This is a genomic window from Candidatus Pelagibacter ubique HIMB140 (assembly GCF_025558165.1).
Classification (GTDB): Bacteria; Pseudomonadota; Alphaproteobacteria; order Pelagibacterales; family Pelagibacteraceae; genus Pelagibacter; species Pelagibacter ubique_T.
This window is the reverse complement of the sequence record NZ_LAMZ01000001.1, coordinates 268,809-284,963: the sequence shown is the minus strand read 5'-3', so window position 1 is coordinate 284,963 and position 16,155 is coordinate 268,809. Positions and strand designations below refer to the sequence as shown.

The following is a 16,155-nucleotide window of genomic DNA, read 5'->3' as shown; positions in this document are numbered from 1 at the left end:
TTATGAATAGTTTAGAGGGTCTAGAAAAAAAAATTAATTCTGAGTTAACTACTAAAATTAATAATTCAGAAATAAAACACAATCAAATTTATCTAGAAACAGATAAAGATGATTTTTTAGATGTAATTTTATTCTTAAAAACTAATTTAGATACAAAATTTCGACAGCTAATAGATATTACAGTTGTAGATTATCCAGAAAATAACCAAAGATTTCAAGTAGTTTACTTATTTTTGAGTCATGAGTTTAATCAAAGACTAATTCTAAAATACTCTATTTCTGAAAATGAAGTTATACCTTCTTTAACAAGTGTTTTTCCTGCAGCAAATTGGATGGAAAGAGAAGTTTTTGATATGTATGGTGTAAATTTCAAAGATCATCCCGATTTAAGAAGAATACTTACTGATTATGGTTTCGAAGGACATCCTTTAAGAAAAGATTTTCCTTTAACTGGTCACTCGGAAGTTAGATACAGCGAAGATCAAAAAAAAGTAATCAGCGAACCAGTTAAACTAGAGCAAAACTATAGAAATTTTGATTACGAGAGCCCTTGGGAAGGAACAAAATACATTAAAGAAGAAATTGAAAACAATGACAAAAAAAATTAAAAATTTGAATCTAAACTTTGGTCCTCAACATCCAGCAGCTCATGGTGTATTAAGATTAATATTAGAATTAGATGGTGAGGTTGTTGAAAAAGCAGACCCGCATATAGGCTTGCTTCATAGAGGTACAGAAAAATTAATTGAAAACAAGACATACATGCAAGCCGTTCCGTATTTTGATCGATTGGATTATGTAGCTCCAATGAATCAAGAACATGCCTTTGCCCTTGCTGTAGAAAAAATTCTTAAAATAGATGTGCCGATTAGAGCTCAGTATATAAGGGTTATATTTTGTGAAATTGGAAGAATATTAAGTCATATTCTTAACGTTACTACTCAAGCGCTTGATGTTGGTGCCTTAACCCCATCACTTTGGGGTTTTGAAGAACGAGAAACTTTAATGACTTTTTACGAAAGAGCTTCTGGGTCAAGATTACATGCCAACTACTTTAGAGCCGGTGGTGTTCATCAAGACTTACCCAAAGGTTTAGAGGAAGATATCTTAAACTTTTGCGATACATTTCCAAAAGTGATTAATGATTTAGAAAGTCTCTTAACAGACAATAGAATTTTTAAACAAAGAAACGTCGATATTGGAATTGTAAGTAAAGAGGATGCTTTAGATTATTCGTTTTCAGGAGTTATGATCAGAGGATCAGGGGTGCCCTGGGATTTAAGAAAATCTCAACCTTATGATTGTTATGAGGATTTAGATTTTAAAATACCAGTTGGAAAAAATGGTGATTGCTACGATAGATATTTATGCAGAATTGAAGAAATGAAAGAGAGTGTTTCTATTATTAAACAGTGTTTATCTAAAATGGAAAAAGGTCCAATTAAATCATTAGATGGTAAAATTAGTCCGCCATCAAAAAAAGATATTAAACAATCAATGGAAGCGTTAATTCATCATTTTAAATTATTTACAGAGGGTTATAGAGTACCTAAGGACGAAATTTATACAGCTGTTGAGGCACCAAAGGGAGAATTTGGAGTTTATTTAATTTCTGATGGTTCAAGCAAACCCTACAAATGCAAGATTAGAGCACCAGGATTTTCACATTTGCAATCAATGGATTATTTAATTAAAGGACACATGTTAGCAGATGTACCAGCTGTTCTAGGTTCATTAGATATTGTTTTTGGTGAGGTGGATAGATGAGTTTAAGAAAACCAGCAAAAGATCAACCAGAAAGTTTTGAATTTAATGCTTCATCTTTAGAGGCAGCAAATAATATTGTTGCAAAATATCCAAAAGGAAAACAACAAAGTGCTGTGATGGCCTTACTTTATATTGCTCAAAGACAAAATAATAATTGGATACCATTAGCTGCAATGAAGTATATCGCTAAGTTTTTAGACATGCCTTATATAAAAGTTTATGAGGTAGCTACTTTTTACACAATGTACAATCTATCACCTGTTGGAAAATATTTTGTTCAAGTATGTACTACAACACCATGTATGATTAGAGGAGCAAATAAATTGGTTGAAGCTTGTAAGGAAAAAATTTCTGAAAATGAATGTGAATTATCAAGCGATAAGAATTGTTCATGGATGGAGGTTGAATGCCTAGGTGCTTGCGTGACTGCTCCTATGATGCAAATAAATGATGATTATTACGAAGATCTTGATAAAGAAAAAACATCTGAGATTTTGGATAAAATTTTAAATGGAGAAACTCCAAAACCTGGTTCATACAGAGGAAGAATTAATAATGAGCCAGAGAACAATAGAAAAACACTAACGGATTTAAAAAATGCTTAAAGATCAAGATAGAATTTTTCAAAATTTATATAATGATAAAGGCTCTGATGTAGCAGCGTCACAATCAAGAGGTGATTGGGTAAACACTAAAGAAATTACTGAAAAAGGAAGAGATTGGATTATTAATGAAATTAAAGATTCTCAGCTTAGAGGTCGAGGTGGTGCAGGATTTCCTACAGGTTTAAAATGGTCATTTGCACCAAAAGAAGTTGGATCAAGACCACATTATTTGGTTATTAATGGTGATGAGTCCGAACCAGGCACTTGTAAAGATAGAGATATTTTAAGATTTGAACCTCATAAATTAATAGAGGGTTGTCTAATAGCATCATACGCAGTTCAAGCACACGTCTGCTACATATATATTAGAGGAGAATATTTTGTTGATGGTCAAAAACTCCAAGCTGCAATTGATGAGGCTTATGAGAAAAAACTATTAGGAAAAAATGCAGCTGGAACCGGGTGGGATTTAGATATTTATATCCACTATGGAGCAGGAGCGTATATTTGTGGTGAAGAAACAGCATTACTTGAAAGTTTAGAGGGTAAAAAAGGTCAACCAAGATTAAAACCACCTTTCCCAGCTTTGATTGGTTTATATGGATGCCCAACTATAATTAATAATGTTGAAACGATTGCTGTGGTGCCAACTATTTTAAGAAGAGGAGCGAAATGGTTTGCTTCTTTAGGAAGAGAAAAAAATACAGGTACTAAAATATTCTGTATTTCTGGAAATGTTAATAATCCGTGTAATGTAGAAGAGGAAATGAGTATTCCTCTAAAAGAATTAATAGAAGTTCACGCTGGTGGAGTGATTGGTGGATGGGATAAGTTACAAGCTGTAATTCCAGGTGGATCCTCTATGCCTCTAATTCCAAAAGATAGATGCGAAACATTAAAGATGGATTTTGATGCGTGTGTCGAAGAAAAAAGCGGATTAGGAACAGCAGGAATAGTGGTTATCAATAAAGACCAAGATATTATTAAATGTATGGCGAGAATTGCAAGATTTTACAAACATGAAAGTTGTGGACAGTGTACACCTTGCAGAGAAGGTTCTGGATGGATGTGGAGAATGCTTGAACGTATGGCAAAAGGCGATGCAACTAAAGATGAAGTAGACATGTTAGGAGATGTTACAACTCAAATCGCCGGACATACAATTTGTGCATTTGGAGAAGGTTCTTCATGGCCAGTTCAAGGTTTGTTGAGACATTTTAAAAAAGAAATTCAAGAAAGAAACAATTTGGACCCAATTGTTCAGAAAAAAAATAATATACCTTATTTGGTTGATCAACATTTATTAGATAAAAAAAATGCTTAAATTAAAAGTAAATGACATTGATGTAGAAGTTGAAGAAGGACTAACAGTTCTTCAAGCCTGTGAAAAAGCAGGAGTTGAGATACCTAGATTTTGTTATCATGAAAAATTATCTATAGCTGGAAATTGTAGAATGTGTTTAGTTGAAATGGAAAAATCACCAAAACCCATTGCATCATGCGCAATGCCTGCAGCTGAGGGAATGAACATTAAAACAAATACAAGTTTAGTTGAAAAGGCTAGAAAAGGTGTAATGGAATTTTTACTAGCAAATCACCCATTAGATTGTCCTGTGTGTGACCAAGGTGGTGAGTGTGATCTTCAAGATCAATCAATGTTTTATGGGGTAGATAAATCAAGATTTAAAGAAAACAAAAGAGCAGTTCCCGAAAAAAATATGGGACCATTAATCAAAACTCAAATGACAAGATGTATACATTGTACAAGATGTGTGCGTTTTGCTACTGAAGTTGCAGGCGTTCCGGAACTTGGTGCTATAGGTAGGGGTGAGGATATGCAAATTACAACATATCTTGAGCAATCAATGCAATCTGAATTATCTGCCAATGTAGTTGATTTATGTCCTGTTGGAGCTTTGACATCAAAACCTTATGTTTTTGAAGCAAGACCATGGGAATTGAAAAAGACTGAAACGATTGATGTTATGGATGCGATAGGTTCAAACATTAGAGTTGATACATACGATTGGGAAGTAAAAAGAGTACTTCCAATAATAAATGAAGATATTAATGAAGAATGGATTTCAGATAAAACTAGATATGCGTGTGATGGCTTACTTCATCAAAGATTAGATACCCCATATATTAAATACAATGGTAAATTTGAGAAAGCTTCGTGGCAAGAAGTTTATAAAATAATAAAATCTAAATTAGAAAATACATCAAAAGAAAAAGTATCTGGTTTTGTTGGAGATTTAACAAACATGGAAACTGCGTACATTTTTAAAGAATTTTTTGACCGAACAGTTGAAACTGATAATTATGAGTCAAGATCAGATAATAGATATATTAATATTTCAAAAAGAGAAAATTATTTGTTTAATTCCTCAATTAACGGAATTGAAGATGCTGATTTAATTTTATTGTTGGGCACCAATCCTAGATACGAAGCCACAATCTTAAATGCAAGAATTAGAAAATCTTATCTAAATAATAGTACAAGAATTGTATCATTAAATGATTGTGGAAATCTAACATATCCTTATGAAAGTTTAGATGGTCAAACTAAAACAATCAAAGAAATTATAGATGACACACATAAACTTTCAAAAGAAATAGAAAGTGCAAAAAAACCAATGATAATAATTGGCGAGTCTTTGTTAAGATTAGAAAATGCAGAATATTTGTTTGATAATTTAAAAAATTTTTTGAATAAAAAAAACAAGTTCTCAGAAGATTGGAATCCATTGAATGTTTTATCATGTGATGCGGCAACTGTAGGAAATCTTGATTTAGGAGTTTTAAATAATAAAACAAATTTAATAGAAGATTTAAAATCAAATAAATTTGAAATAGTGTTTTTAATAGGTCAAGATAATTTAAATTTTGTTAAAAAAAACGAGTTTGTTATTTACCAAGGAAGCCATGGTGACAAAGGGGCAGAGTGTGCAGATATAATTTTACCTGGTTCAGCTTATACAGAACAAGACGGTTATTATACAAATATAGAGGGAAAAATTCAAAAAGCATTTAAGGCTTCTTATCCTCCGGGAGATGCAAAAGAGGATTGGCAAATAATAAATGAACTAGCTGAATTCATGAATAATAGAAAATTGTTTAATGATAAAGAAGAGCTAGATAGCAGCATGTTAAATTATTTAAAATTGCAAAGTGAAATACAAACTGAACAAAATAATAACAACTCGAATTCTGATTTTAATAATGAAAATTTAAAAATTGAAATTAAAGATTATTATTTTTCTAATGTTGTTGCTAAATCATCAAAAACAATGATCGAGTGCAATAATGCAAAAATGAATTTAAAATTAACAGGCACAGAAGGTTAAGATGGAGTATTTAAATATAGTCTTTCAAGAGGTATACAAAATTCTATTTTTGTTAGTTCCAGTATTGGTTTCTGTAGCTATGATTGTTTGGCTAGATAGAAGAGTTTGGGCTTTCGTTCAAAAAAGACAAGGACCAAATGTAGTGGGACCATTTGGATTACTTCAATCATTAGCTGATGCTTTGAAATATATTTTTAAAGAAATCATCATTCCATCAAGCTCTAACAAGGTAATCTTTATATTAGCACCTATTGTTACTATGACATTAGCTTTGATTGCGTGGGCTGTTATACCATTTAGCGCAACCCAGGTTTTAGCGGATATTAATGTCGGTATACTTTATCTATTTGCTGTTTCATCCCTAGGTGTTTATGGAATAATTATGGGAGGATGGGCTTCAAACTCTAAATATCCTTTCTTAGGTGCAATTAGATCTGCGGCTCAAATGGTATCATATGAAGTTTCAATTGGGGTTATTATTATCAATGTATTGTTGTGCGTAGGCTCATTGAATTTGAATGACATCGTAATTGCTCAACAAAATCTATGGTTTGTAATTCCGTTATTTCCAATGTTTGTAATATTTTTTATCTCTGCTTTAGCTGAAACTAATAGACCACCTTTTGATTTACCTGAAGCTGAAGCAGAATTAGTTGCTGGATACCAGACAGAATATTCAGGAATGATGTATGCAATGTTTTGGTTAGGTGAGTATGCAAACATCTTATTGATGTGTGCTATGGGAGCTATATTATTCTTAGGTGGCTGGCTATCTCCAATAGATATTTATCCATTTACTTTAGTTCCAGGCGCAATTTGGTTAATTTTAAAAATTTTACTTTTATTTTTCTTATTTGCTTTAGTAAAAGCTATTGTACCAAGATATAGGTATGACCAATTAATGAGATTAGGTTGGAAAGTATTTCTTCCTTTGTCCTTAACTTGGGTTGTTTTAACTGCAAGTTATTTATTTTACTTTAATCTTTTACCAACAAATTAATTATGAATTTATCTAGATTTTTTAAAACTATTTTCATGGTAGATTTTGTAGGAGGATTATTCATTGCAATAAAAGAATTATTTAAACCAAAAAAAACAATCAATTATCCTTTTGAAAAAGGAAAAATTAGCCCAAGATTTAGAGGTGAGCATGCTTTAAGAAGATATCCAAATGGAGAAGAAAGGTGTATTGCATGCAAACTTTGTGAAGCTGTATGTCCAGCCCAAGCAATTACAATTGAATCTGCTCAAAGAGAAGATGGCAGTAGAAAAACTACTCGTTATGACATTGATATGATGAAATGCATTTATTGTGGTCTATGTGAAGAAGCTTGTCCTGTTGATGCTATAGTCCAAGGTCCAAATTTTGAATTTTCGACTGAGACAAGAGAAGAATTATATTACACAAAAGAGAAATTATTAGATAACGGCGACAGATGGGAGAATATTCTAGACGCTAATATTAAAGCGGATAGTTCACATAGATAAATGATTGCTCACGCTATTTTCTTTTATGTATTTTCTATAATTGCTGTTGTTTCAGCTATAATGGTAACCGCTTCTAAAAATACTGTTCACTCAGTATTTTTCCTAATTCTTGATTTTATCAGCATATCTTGTCTTTTCATAATGATTGGTGCTGAGTTCTTAGGTATGATTATGTTAATTGTTTATGTTGGAGCTGTAGCAGTTTTATTTTTGTTTGTAGTTATGATGTTAAATGTGGCTCAACAAAAAAACCAATGGTTTGCATCTAAAGAAAGCTCAAAACATATTCCAGTAGGATTAATAATTAGCACACTTATATTTTTTGAGATTATAATTGTAATTGGCGGTTGGAAATATAAACCTGAAATTTTTGATATTAACAATTCAATTACTCAAAACAGTTTAAGTAACACTCATTCATTAGGACAGATTTTATATACTGACTATATTCATGTGTTTCAAATCAGTGGAATGATACTTTTGGTTGCTATGGTTGGAGCCATAGTATTAACTTTTAGACAAAGATCTGGTGTTAAAAGACAAAGTTATATTAAGCAAATATCAAGAGAAAGAGCCGAAGGTGTTGAGATACTAGAAGTTCAAAGTAATAAGGGAGTTAAAATTGATGACTGAAATTGGTTTAGGACATTATTTAACTTTAGGTGCTGTGATTTTTTCAATTGGAGTTATCGGAATTTTTCTTAATAGAAAAAACATTATTGTTATATTGATGAGTATTGAGTTGATATTACTAGCTGTAAATATCAATTTAGTTGCTTTTTCAATTTTTCTTGGAGATTTAGCTGGTCAAGTATTTACCTTATTTATTTTAACTGTAGCAGCTGCAGAAGCTGCGATTGGTTTAGCTATAATCGTTGTTTACTATAGAAACTCTGGAACTATCAGGGTTGAAGAAATTGATGAGTTGAAAGGATAATAATGGAACTTTCAATTTTATTTCTTCCATTAATAGCATCAATTATTTCAGGCTTTTTTGGACGTTACATTGGTGATAGAAATTCTGAAATAGTAACTAGTGCATTAGTTTCTATATCTGCAATTTTATCAATAATTGTATTGTATCAGGTAATTGTTAATCAATATGAGGAAAATATTGTTATAACAACTTGGATTAATTCAGGTTCACTTGATGTTAATTGGTCAATGTTAATTGATCCTCTATCAGCTGTGATGTTGGTTGTAGTTACTTCTGTATCAGCATTAGTCCATATTTATTCTATCGGATACATGTCTCACGACCCACATAAACCAAGATTTATGGCTTACCTATCATTATTTACATTTGCAATGTTAATGCTTGTAACATCAGATAATTTTATTCAACTATTTTTTGGTTGGGAGGGTGTTGGGCTTTGCTCATATTTTTTAATTGGTTTTTGGTTTAAAAAAGAGAGTGCTAATGCAGCTGCAATCAAAGCTTTTGTTGTTAATAGAGTAGGTGACTTTGGTTTTGCATTAGGTATTTTTTTAGTCTTTTATTTGTTTGGGACTGTCAATTATGATGAAGTTTTCCAGCAAATTCCAACTGTGTTAGATAAAAATTTATCCTTCTTAGGAATTGAGGTTAAAGCGATAGATTTGGTTTGTTTATTGTTATTTATCGGAGCTATGGGTAAATCAGCTCAAATTTTACTTCATACTTGGTTGCCAGATGCAATGGAAGGACCAACACCAGTTTCTGCTCTAATTCATGCTGCAACAATGGTTACTGCAGGAGTATTTTTAGTTGTTAGATGCTCACCTATTTATGAATTTTCTCCAGTAATTTTAAATTTGATTACTGTAGTTGGAATGACAACAGCTTTTTTTGCTGCAACGGTAGCTTTAGTTCAAACAGATATTAAAAAAATAATTGCTTACTCAACATGTAGCCAACTTGGTTATATGTTTTTTGCAGCTGGTGTAGGCGCTTACAATGTAGCTATGTTTCATTTATTTACGCATGCATTTTTTAAAGCTTTATTATTTTTAGGATCAGGGTCAGTAATTCATGCTTTTAAAGATGAACAAAATATTAATAACATGGGAGGTGTATGGAGAAAATTACCTTACACTTATGCTTTAATGATTATAGGAACTCTTGCTTTAACAGGTTTTCCTTTCTTATCAGGCTTTTACTCAAAAGATGCAATTATTGAATTTGCATATTTAAAAGGAAATACAACAGGTTACTATGCGGCTGGTATTGGAATAATTACTGCATTTTTAACGTCAGTTTATTCTTGGAGACTAATATTCAAAACATTTCATGGCGAATATAACAATAAAGAGATTAAAATTGAGGAAACGCACGAGTCACCTTTGGTAATGCTTGTTCCGTTATTTGTACTTTCTATTGGTGCAATTTTTGCAGGCGTTTTATTTAAAGATTTGTTCATTGGAAATGGTGGTGACAATTACTTTTGGTCAGAATCAATCAAATTTTTAGAACCTCTAAGCACAGATCATCCACCAACATGGTTTTTACTTTTAACACCTAGTTTAGTTATCCTATCAATACCTATTGCTTATTATTTATTTGTTAAAAACAAAGAATTGCCAAATGAAATAGCTTCAATGAATAAACCTTTATACAATTTCCTTGTCAATAAATGGTACTTTGATGAGTTGTATGAGGTTATTTTTATTAAATCATCAAAAAAACTAGGGACATTTTTATGGAAAGTTTGTGATGGAACTATAATAGATGGATTTGGTCCAGATGGAATTTCTTCCTTTATAAAAAAATGTTCAATTAAAGCAAATAAATTTCAAAGTGGTTTTATCTACCAATATGCTTTTGTAATGTTGTTAGGTTTTTCTGCTTTATTAACCTTTTTGATAGTTAAATAATGAGCTTTCCAATTTTATCATCTTTAATCTTGTTGCCAACTATAGGATCTCTTTTTCTATTTTTTACAAAAGATAAAGATGGAAATAATTCAACAGCTAAATATGTAGCTTTATTTACAAGTATAGTTAATTTTTTAATTTCTATTTATTTATGGATATCTTTTGACCAAAGCATATCTGATTTTCAATTTGTTGAAGACAGAACATGGATTGAAGGATTAATTAATTATAAAGTTGGTGTCGATGGAATTTCTATATTATTTATAATCTTAACAACCTTCATAACTCCACTTTGTATTATTTCAGTTAACAATTCAGTAAAAAATAGATTACGAGATTTTTTAATTGCAATTTTAATCATGGAAAGTTTCATGATTGGTGTGTTTTGTGCACTTGATTTAGTTGTTTTTTATTTATTTTTTGAGGCTGGATTAATTCCAATGTTTTTAATTATTGGTATTTGGGGTGGTCCAAAACGTGTTTATTCAGCATTTAAATTTTTTCTATATACTTTACTTGGATCGGTCTTGATGTTGGTTGCGATCATCTCAATATACTGGATATCAGGCACAACAGATGTAGTTAAACTTTATGAAATTGGAATTGACGCTAAATACCAAAATTTATTATGGTTAGCTTTCTTTAGTTCTTTTGCAGTAAAAACACCTATGTGGCCTGTTCACACCTGGTTACCAGATGCTCATGTTGAAGCTCCTACAGCCGGTTCAGTTTTGTTAGCTGCTATCTTGTTAAAAATGGCAGGATATGGTTTTATTAGGTTTTCACTTGGGTTATTTCCAGTAGCTTCGGAAGTATTCACACCTTTAATTTATACTTTAAGTGTTATAGCAATAATTTTTACATCTTTTATCGCTTTAATGCAGGAAGATATGAAAAAGTTAATTGCATATTCGTCTGTTGCACATATGGGTTTTGTAACTTTAGGTATTTTTACTCTACAACAACAAGGTATAGAGGGAAGTATAATTCAGATGATTAGTCATGGATTAGTGTCTGCTGCTCTATTTTTATGTGTTGGTGTTGTTTATGACCGTATGCATTCAAGGATGATAAATTCTTATGGTGGAATAGTTGCAATAATACCAAAGTATTCGATTTTATTTATGTTGTTTACATTAGCTGCTTTAGGATTACCTGGAACAAGTGGTTTTATTGGTGAATTTTTAATTTTAATGGGTGCCTTTAAGGATAATTTTTTAGTAGCTGTATTAGCAAGCCTAGGAGTAATTTTAGGAGCTGCTTATATGCTTTGGTTATATAAAAGAGTTGTTTTTGGAAAATTAGTTAATGAAGATTTAAAGCAAATGTTGGATTTAAATAAATCAGAGTATTTAATCTTAACATGTTTAGCTATTCCAACTTTATTTTTTGGTTTTTATCCAGATCCGTTGATTAATACAATTGAGGTTTCAGTTTCAGATTTAATAAATATGCATGATATTAATTTAGCGAGCAAATAATATGGAAAATTTAAATTTAATTTTACCTGAAATTTTTATCTCATTATCAATAATGTTTTTGCTTGTATTGGGAGTGTTTAAAAAAAATAGTTCAGGCATTACTTTTAACTTGTCTTTATTTGTATTTTTAATTGCTGCTATAATAGCTATTAACGAAACTTTCTCTGTGAATAGAGAAACTTTGTTTAATGGTAGCGTTGTAATAGATAAGATGTCTTCATTTATGAAGATAATAACATTGCTAGGTGGTTTTCTAGTATTAGTTATATCTTCAAGTTATTTAAAAATTTTTAAAATTTTTAATATTGAGTATCCAGTTTTAATTTTGAGTTCTGTACTGGGAATGATGGTCATGATTAGTTCTAATGATCTAATTGTATTTTATATGGGTCTAGAGTTACAATCATTAGCCTTATATGTTTTAGCAACTTATAACAGAGATCAATTAAAATCATCTGAAGCAGGTTTAAAATATTTTGTATTAAGTGCTTTATCATCAGGATTATTACTTTATGGATGTTCACTAATTTATGGTTTTTCAGGATCTACAAACTTTGATGTGATTTCAACACAACTTAATTCAAATGAGTATGTACTGACTTTTGGGATAGTTTTTATTTTAGTAGGTTTAGCATTCAAAATTTCAGCAGTTCCATTCCATATGTGGGCACCAGACGTATACGAAGGATCTCCAACTACAGTAACTTTATTTTTCACAATGGTACCCAAAATTGCTGCGTTAACTGTATTTATTAGATTTTTATATGTTCCATTTTTAAATCTAATCGATCAATGGCAAATGATAATTGTATTTTTATCCATTGCCTCAATGCTTTTTGGAGCAATTGCAGCAATTGGACAAACAAACATTAAAAGACTAGTTGCTTATAGCTCTATTGGACACATAGGATATACATTGGCTGGTCTTGCCACTGCTTCTAATGAAGGAATTCAAAGTTCAATAATTTATATTTCGATTTATGTTGTTATGAATTTGGCTCTTTTTTCTTGTTTGTTAATGCTTAAAAGAAATAATCAATATTACGAAGATATTGATGACTTATCAGGTTTATCGAAAAATCATCCATTATTATCACTTTCTTTACTTGTAATATTGTTTTCATTAGCAGGGATACCGCCATTAGCAGGATTTTTTGCTAAGTTTTATGTTTTTAAAGCAGTTATAGAACAATCAATGTATTTCTTAGCTATTGTTGGATTGTTATCTACTGTTGTTGCAGCTTTCTATTACTTAAGAATAATCAAGATTATGTATTTTGATAAAGAAAAAGATAAATATGATACGGATCATAGTTTATGGTTAAAATTTTCATTAACTTTTTCTACAATATTAATTCTTTTATACTTCATATTTCCAAGCCAATTAATTGAGGTAGTATCTAGAATTAATATTATTTAATGAAATTTAAGAAATTTAATTTTAAAATAATAAAAAGTACTAACGATACAGCTGCAAGAATAATAAAAAAAACTAACTATAAATTTGGTATGGTTGTTGCTGAAAAACAATTTAGTGGTCGAGGTCAGTATGGAAGAAAATGGATTTCATATAAAGGTAATTTATTTGCCTCTTTTTTTCATCCATTTGATGAAAATAAATTCTCAATAGAAAGAGTTACAAAGTTAAATTGTAATTTAGTTAAACAAACACTCTCTAAATATATGAAAAATAAAATAATTTTTAAAAAACCAAACGATTTATTAATTAATAAAAAAAAGATTAGTGGGATTTTGCAAGAAATTATAACTAAATCAGATAAAAAATTTTTAATTACAGGAATAGGAATTAATGTAATAAAAAATCCCAATATTGAAAATTATCCAGCTACAAATTTGTATAGAATAACAGGAAAAAAAATTAATAAATCTGAATTAGAAAAAAATTTGAAACTAGTTTTTGAAAATAGAATATCAAAAATGTATAAAATAAATTAATTAATATGTATATTTTAGGTGACATAGGAAATACTGACACTAAAATTTTTTTAGTTTCAAAAAAAAATAAGATTTTGAAAAGAATTAATTTTATTTCAAAAAAAATAAGTAATAATCAATTAAAAATTTTATTTAAAAAAAACAAAATACAAATAAATAAAATTGAAAAAATATTATTTTGTAGTGTTGTTCCAAGCACTTTTAAAATTATAAAAAACTACTTTTCTAAAATCACTAAAGTTAAATGCAATGAAGTAAAAAATTTGAATTTAAAATCAATGATTAAAATTAAAGTTGATTACAAGCAGGTAGGTTCTGATAGAATTACAAATGCCATAAGCTTATTGGATAACAAAAATAATTATATAATTTTAGATTTTGGTACTGCTACAACATTTGATGTTTTAATAAAAAATACGTATATGGGAGGAATAATAGCTCCTGGTATTAAGTTGTCTCTTAATACTTTGTCAGACAGAGCTACTTTAATCCCAAAAATTGAGCTTAAACGTATGAAAAAAGTAATAGGCAGCAACACACTTTCTGCTGTTAGATCAGGTTTTTTTTGGGGTTATGCAGGTTTAATTGACAATATGATTAATTTAATTAAGAAGGAAACGAGAAAATCCTTTAAAGTTGTATTGACAGGTGGATTTTCTGATTTATTTAAAAAGTCAATTAAATCGAAAGTTAAACATAACCAAGATATTACAATTAAAGGTCTAATAAAGATTTCTGAGCAAATAAAATAATATGAAAGATGAATTGTTATTTTGTCCACTAGGTGGATCTGGCGAGATTGGTATGAACATGAATTTGTTTGGTTACGGTCAACCAAGCGATCATAAATGGATAATGGTAGACATTGGTGTAACTTTTGCGGATGACACTATACCAGGTGTTGATTTAATTTATCCTGATCCTGGATTTATTGTTGAAAGAAAAGATAACTTGTTGGGTATAGTTTTAACTCATGCACATGAAGATCACATTGGAGCAATCGCACATCTATGGCCAAAATTAAGATGTAAAATATTTGCTACTCCATTTACAGCAGTTTTGATTAGAGAGAAGTTTCGAGAAAAACAAATAGATATTACTAATGATTTACAAATTGTTGAATTAAATGGAACTGTTTCATTAGATCCATTTGAAATTGAATATATAACTTTAACTCATTCAATTTTAGAACCCAATGGGTTGAGAATAAAAACTCCTGCTGGTGTAATTTTACACACAGGAGATTGGAAAGTAGACCCTAATCCACTTATTGGTGACAATATAAATGACAAGAGATTAAAAGAAATTGGTGATGAAGGAGTATTAGCAATGATCTGTGACTCTACTAATGTATTTAGTGCCGGCAAGTCTGGATCTGAACTTGATGTTAGAAAAAATATGTTAAATGTAATGTCGAGATTGAAAAAGAGAATTATCATCACTTCATTTGCATCTAATGTAGCAAGAATGGAGACAGCATTTTATTGTGCTGAGCAAACAGGAAGACAAATTTCATTAGTTGGAAGATCGATGTATCGTATTTATAAAGCTGCACGTCAATGTGGATATTTAAAAAATACAATTGAACCAATTGACCCCCGTGAAGCTAAAAATTTCTCAAGAGAAAAAATAGTTTATCTTTGTACAGGTAGCCAAGGAGAACCAATGGGAGCTATGATGAGAATTTCTAGCTATGTACATCCTGATGTTTTTATTGAAAAAGGAGATGCTGTGATATTTTCATCAAAAATTATACCTGGAAATGAAAAAAAACTTTATAAATTACACAACCAACTTGTTAAAGATGGTATTGAAGTGATATCTGAAGAAACTGAATTTGTTCATGTTTCTGGTCATCCTAATAGAGAAGATTTAAAAGAAATGTATCAATGGGTTAAACCTAAATGTTTAATCCCTGTGCATGGCGAACATAGACATATGATAGAACACATAAATTTTGCAAAAGAAATGCAAGTTCCATATCCTGTACAAGTAGAAAATGGTGATATTGTTAAGTTATATCCCGGTAATCAGCCTGAAGTTTACGACAAAGCTCCAAGTGGTAGATTGTATTTGGATGGCAATATAAGCGTTGATCCAGACTCACAGTCAATAAAAGATAGAAAAAATCTGAGTGCTAATGGATATCTTGAAGTAACTTTGATGATAACACCTAAAGGAAATATTCATAACAATCCTGTGCTTTCTTTTCGTGGATTGCCGGTAAATGATAGAGAAGAATTTGTTTATGGGCTAGAAGAAGAGATAGAAAAAACTTCTAGAACTTTTAAAATTGGAAGCAAGCAACAAGAGCATAATTTAATTGATGCATTGAAAATTGCCTGCAGAAAATTTTCTAAAGAAAGAACGGGAAAAAAACCTTTCACTAATATTAACTTAGTCAGAATTTAATGAGTGTAACTGGTTTAGCAATTATCTACGTAATTATATGGTGGATAGTCTTCTTTGCTATACTTCCTATTGATGTAAACAGAGCAAAAACAGTAAAAATTGATGGTGAAGATCCAGGATCACCTGAAAACCCAAAAATGTTGAAAAAATTCTTGTATTGCACTGGTATAACAACTGTAATTTTTATCATTATTTATTTATTAATAAAATTTGAATATTTAAATTTAAGAAATATGATTAGTTAAG

General features: G+C 30.2%; 16 protein-coding genes. All 16 read left to right on the top strand.

The features are described 5' to 3' along the window. Positions 1–2 precede the first annotated feature (2 nt). The 16 genes from VP90_RS01635 to VP90_RS01560 are packed head-to-tail and all read left to right on the top strand — an operon-like array spanning position 3 to position 16,154. Positions 3–608, top strand: a complete 606-nt coding sequence (locus VP90_RS01635) for an NADH-quinone oxidoreductase subunit C (RefSeq protein ID WP_262589309.1) — start codon at positions 3–5, stop codon at positions 606–608. After that, complete coding sequence (locus VP90_RS01630) at positions 592–1,767, top strand: NADH-quinone oxidoreductase subunit D (protein WP_262589308.1); 1,176 nt, start codon at positions 592–594, stop codon at positions 1,765–1,767. Before VP90_RS01635 ends, VP90_RS01630 begins: the two co-directional genes overlap by 17 nt. Beyond that, positions 1,764–2,372 carry an NADH-quinone oxidoreductase subunit NuoE gene (gene nuoE, locus VP90_RS01625; protein ID WP_262589307.1) on the top strand — a complete coding sequence of 203 codons (609 nt, stop codon included), beginning with the start codon at positions 1,764–1,766 and terminating at the stop codon, positions 2,370–2,372. The genes VP90_RS01630 and nuoE overlap by 4 nt, the downstream gene beginning before the upstream one ends. Beyond that, on the top strand, positions 2,365–3,696 hold the full coding sequence (gene nuoF, locus VP90_RS01620; protein ID WP_262589306.1) for an NADH-quinone oxidoreductase subunit NuoF: 1,332 nt from the start codon (positions 2,365–2,367) through the stop codon (positions 3,694–3,696). Before nuoE ends, nuoF begins: the two co-directional genes overlap by 8 nt. Then, the gene (nuoG, locus tag VP90_RS01615) at positions 3,689–5,719 is read left to right on the top strand and encodes an NADH-quinone oxidoreductase subunit NuoG (RefSeq protein ID WP_262589305.1); all 2,031 of its coding nucleotides are present in this window, start codon (positions 3,689–3,691) and stop codon (positions 5,717–5,719) included. The genes nuoF and nuoG overlap by 8 nt, the downstream gene beginning before the upstream one ends. Before the next feature lies 1 nt (position 5,720). Then, entirely contained in the window at positions 5,721–6,719 is a 999-nt protein-coding gene (gene nuoH / locus VP90_RS01610) for an NADH-quinone oxidoreductase subunit NuoH (RefSeq protein ID WP_262589304.1), read from the top strand. Positions 6,720–6,721: 2 nt separating this feature from the next. Next, entirely contained in the window at positions 6,722–7,207 is a 486-nt protein-coding gene (gene nuoI, locus VP90_RS01605) for an NADH-quinone oxidoreductase subunit NuoI (protein ID WP_075506642.1), read from the top strand. Then, positions 7,208–7,840: an NADH-quinone oxidoreductase subunit J gene (locus VP90_RS01600; protein ID WP_262589303.1), complete on the top strand. Its 633-nt coding sequence runs from the start codon at positions 7,208–7,210 to the stop codon at positions 7,838–7,840. Then, positions 7,833–8,144: an NADH-quinone oxidoreductase subunit NuoK gene (gene nuoK, locus VP90_RS01595; RefSeq protein WP_075506644.1), complete on the top strand. Its 312-nt coding sequence runs from the start codon at positions 7,833–7,835 to the stop codon at positions 8,142–8,144. The genes VP90_RS01600 and nuoK overlap by 8 nt, the downstream gene beginning before the upstream one ends. A gap of 2 nt (positions 8,145–8,146) precedes the next feature. Further along, the gene (gene nuoL / locus VP90_RS01590) at positions 8,147–10,060 is read left to right on the top strand and encodes an NADH-quinone oxidoreductase subunit L (protein ID WP_262589302.1); all 1,914 of its coding nucleotides are present in this window, start codon (positions 8,147–8,149) and stop codon (positions 10,058–10,060) included. Then, positions 10,060–11,541 carry an NADH-quinone oxidoreductase subunit M gene (locus tag VP90_RS01585; RefSeq protein WP_262589301.1) on the top strand — a complete coding sequence of 494 codons (1,482 nt, stop codon included), beginning with the start codon at positions 10,060–10,062 and terminating at the stop codon, positions 11,539–11,541. The genes nuoL and VP90_RS01585 overlap by 1 nt, the downstream gene beginning before the upstream one ends. 1 nt (position 11,542) lies before the next feature. Further along, positions 11,543–12,961, top strand: a complete 1,419-nt coding sequence (gene nuoN, locus VP90_RS01580) for an NADH-quinone oxidoreductase subunit NuoN (RefSeq protein WP_262589300.1) — start codon at positions 11,543–11,545, stop codon at positions 12,959–12,961. Further along, the gene (locus VP90_RS01575; protein WP_262589299.1) at positions 12,961–13,497 is read left to right on the top strand and encodes a biotin--[acetyl-CoA-carboxylase] ligase; all 537 of its coding nucleotides are present in this window, start codon (positions 12,961–12,963) and stop codon (positions 13,495–13,497) included. Before nuoN ends, VP90_RS01575 begins: the two co-directional genes overlap by 1 nt. A 5-nt stretch (positions 13,498–13,502) precedes the next feature. Further along, entirely contained in the window at positions 13,503–14,249 is a 747-nt protein-coding gene (locus VP90_RS01570; RefSeq protein ID WP_262589298.1) for a type III pantothenate kinase, read from the top strand. A gap of 1 nt (position 14,250) precedes the next feature. Next, positions 14,251–15,909: a ribonuclease J gene (locus VP90_RS01565; RefSeq protein WP_262589297.1), complete on the top strand. Its 1,659-nt coding sequence runs from the start codon at positions 14,251–14,253 to the stop codon at positions 15,907–15,909. Further along, a complete protein-coding gene (locus VP90_RS01560; protein ID WP_075506651.1) occupies positions 15,909–16,154 on the top strand; it encodes a DUF1467 family protein in 246 nt (81 codons plus the stop codon). The genes VP90_RS01565 and VP90_RS01560 overlap by 1 nt, the downstream gene beginning before the upstream one ends. Position 16,155 lies beyond the last annotated feature (1 nt).

What these genes read in the sequence shown, in the direction of transcription:
- nuoL (WP_262589302.1), top strand. Translation starts at nt 8,147, where the DNA reads ATGGAACTTTCAATTTTATTTCTTCCATTAATAGCATCAATTATTTCA.
- nuoG (WP_262589305.1), top strand. Translation starts at nt 3,689, where the DNA reads ATGCTTAAATTAAAAGTAAATGACATTGATGTAGAAGTTGAAGAAGGA.
- nuoF (WP_262589306.1), top strand. Translation starts at nt 2,365, where the DNA reads ATGCTTAAAGATCAAGATAGAATTTTTCAAAATTTATATAATGATAAA.
- nuoH (WP_262589304.1), top strand. Translation starts at nt 5,721, where the DNA reads ATGGAGTATTTAAATATAGTCTTTCAAGAGGTATACAAAATTCTATTT.
- nuoI (WP_075506642.1), top strand. Translation starts at nt 6,722, where the DNA reads ATGAATTTATCTAGATTTTTTAAAACTATTTTCATGGTAGATTTTGTA.
- VP90_RS01565 (WP_262589297.1), top strand. Translation starts at nt 14,251, where the DNA reads ATGAAAGATGAATTGTTATTTTGTCCACTAGGTGGATCTGGCGAGATT.
- VP90_RS01630 (WP_262589308.1), top strand. Translation starts at nt 592, where the DNA reads ATGACAAAAAAAATTAAAAATTTGAATCTAAACTTTGGTCCTCAACAT.
- nuoN (WP_262589300.1), top strand. Translation starts at nt 11,543, where the DNA reads ATGGAAAATTTAAATTTAATTTTACCTGAAATTTTTATCTCATTATCA.
- VP90_RS01575 (WP_262589299.1), top strand. Translation starts at nt 12,961, where the DNA reads ATGAAATTTAAGAAATTTAATTTTAAAATAATAAAAAGTACTAACGAT.
- VP90_RS01635 (WP_262589309.1), top strand. Translation starts at nt 3, where the DNA reads ATGAATAGTTTAGAGGGTCTAGAAAAAAAAATTAATTCTGAGTTAACT.
- VP90_RS01585 (WP_262589301.1), top strand. Translation starts at nt 10,060, where the DNA reads ATGAGCTTTCCAATTTTATCATCTTTAATCTTGTTGCCAACTATAGGA.
- nuoE (WP_262589307.1), top strand. Translation starts at nt 1,764, where the DNA reads ATGAGTTTAAGAAAACCAGCAAAAGATCAACCAGAAAGTTTTGAATTT.
- VP90_RS01560 (WP_075506651.1), top strand. Translation starts at nt 15,909, where the DNA reads ATGAGTGTAACTGGTTTAGCAATTATCTACGTAATTATATGGTGGATA.
- VP90_RS01570 (WP_262589298.1), top strand. Translation starts at nt 13,503, where the DNA reads ATGTATATTTTAGGTGACATAGGAAATACTGACACTAAAATTTTTTTA.
- VP90_RS01600 (WP_262589303.1), top strand. Translation starts at nt 7,208, where the DNA reads ATGATTGCTCACGCTATTTTCTTTTATGTATTTTCTATAATTGCTGTT.
- nuoK (WP_075506644.1), top strand. Translation starts at nt 7,833, where the DNA reads ATGACTGAAATTGGTTTAGGACATTATTTAACTTTAGGTGCTGTGATT.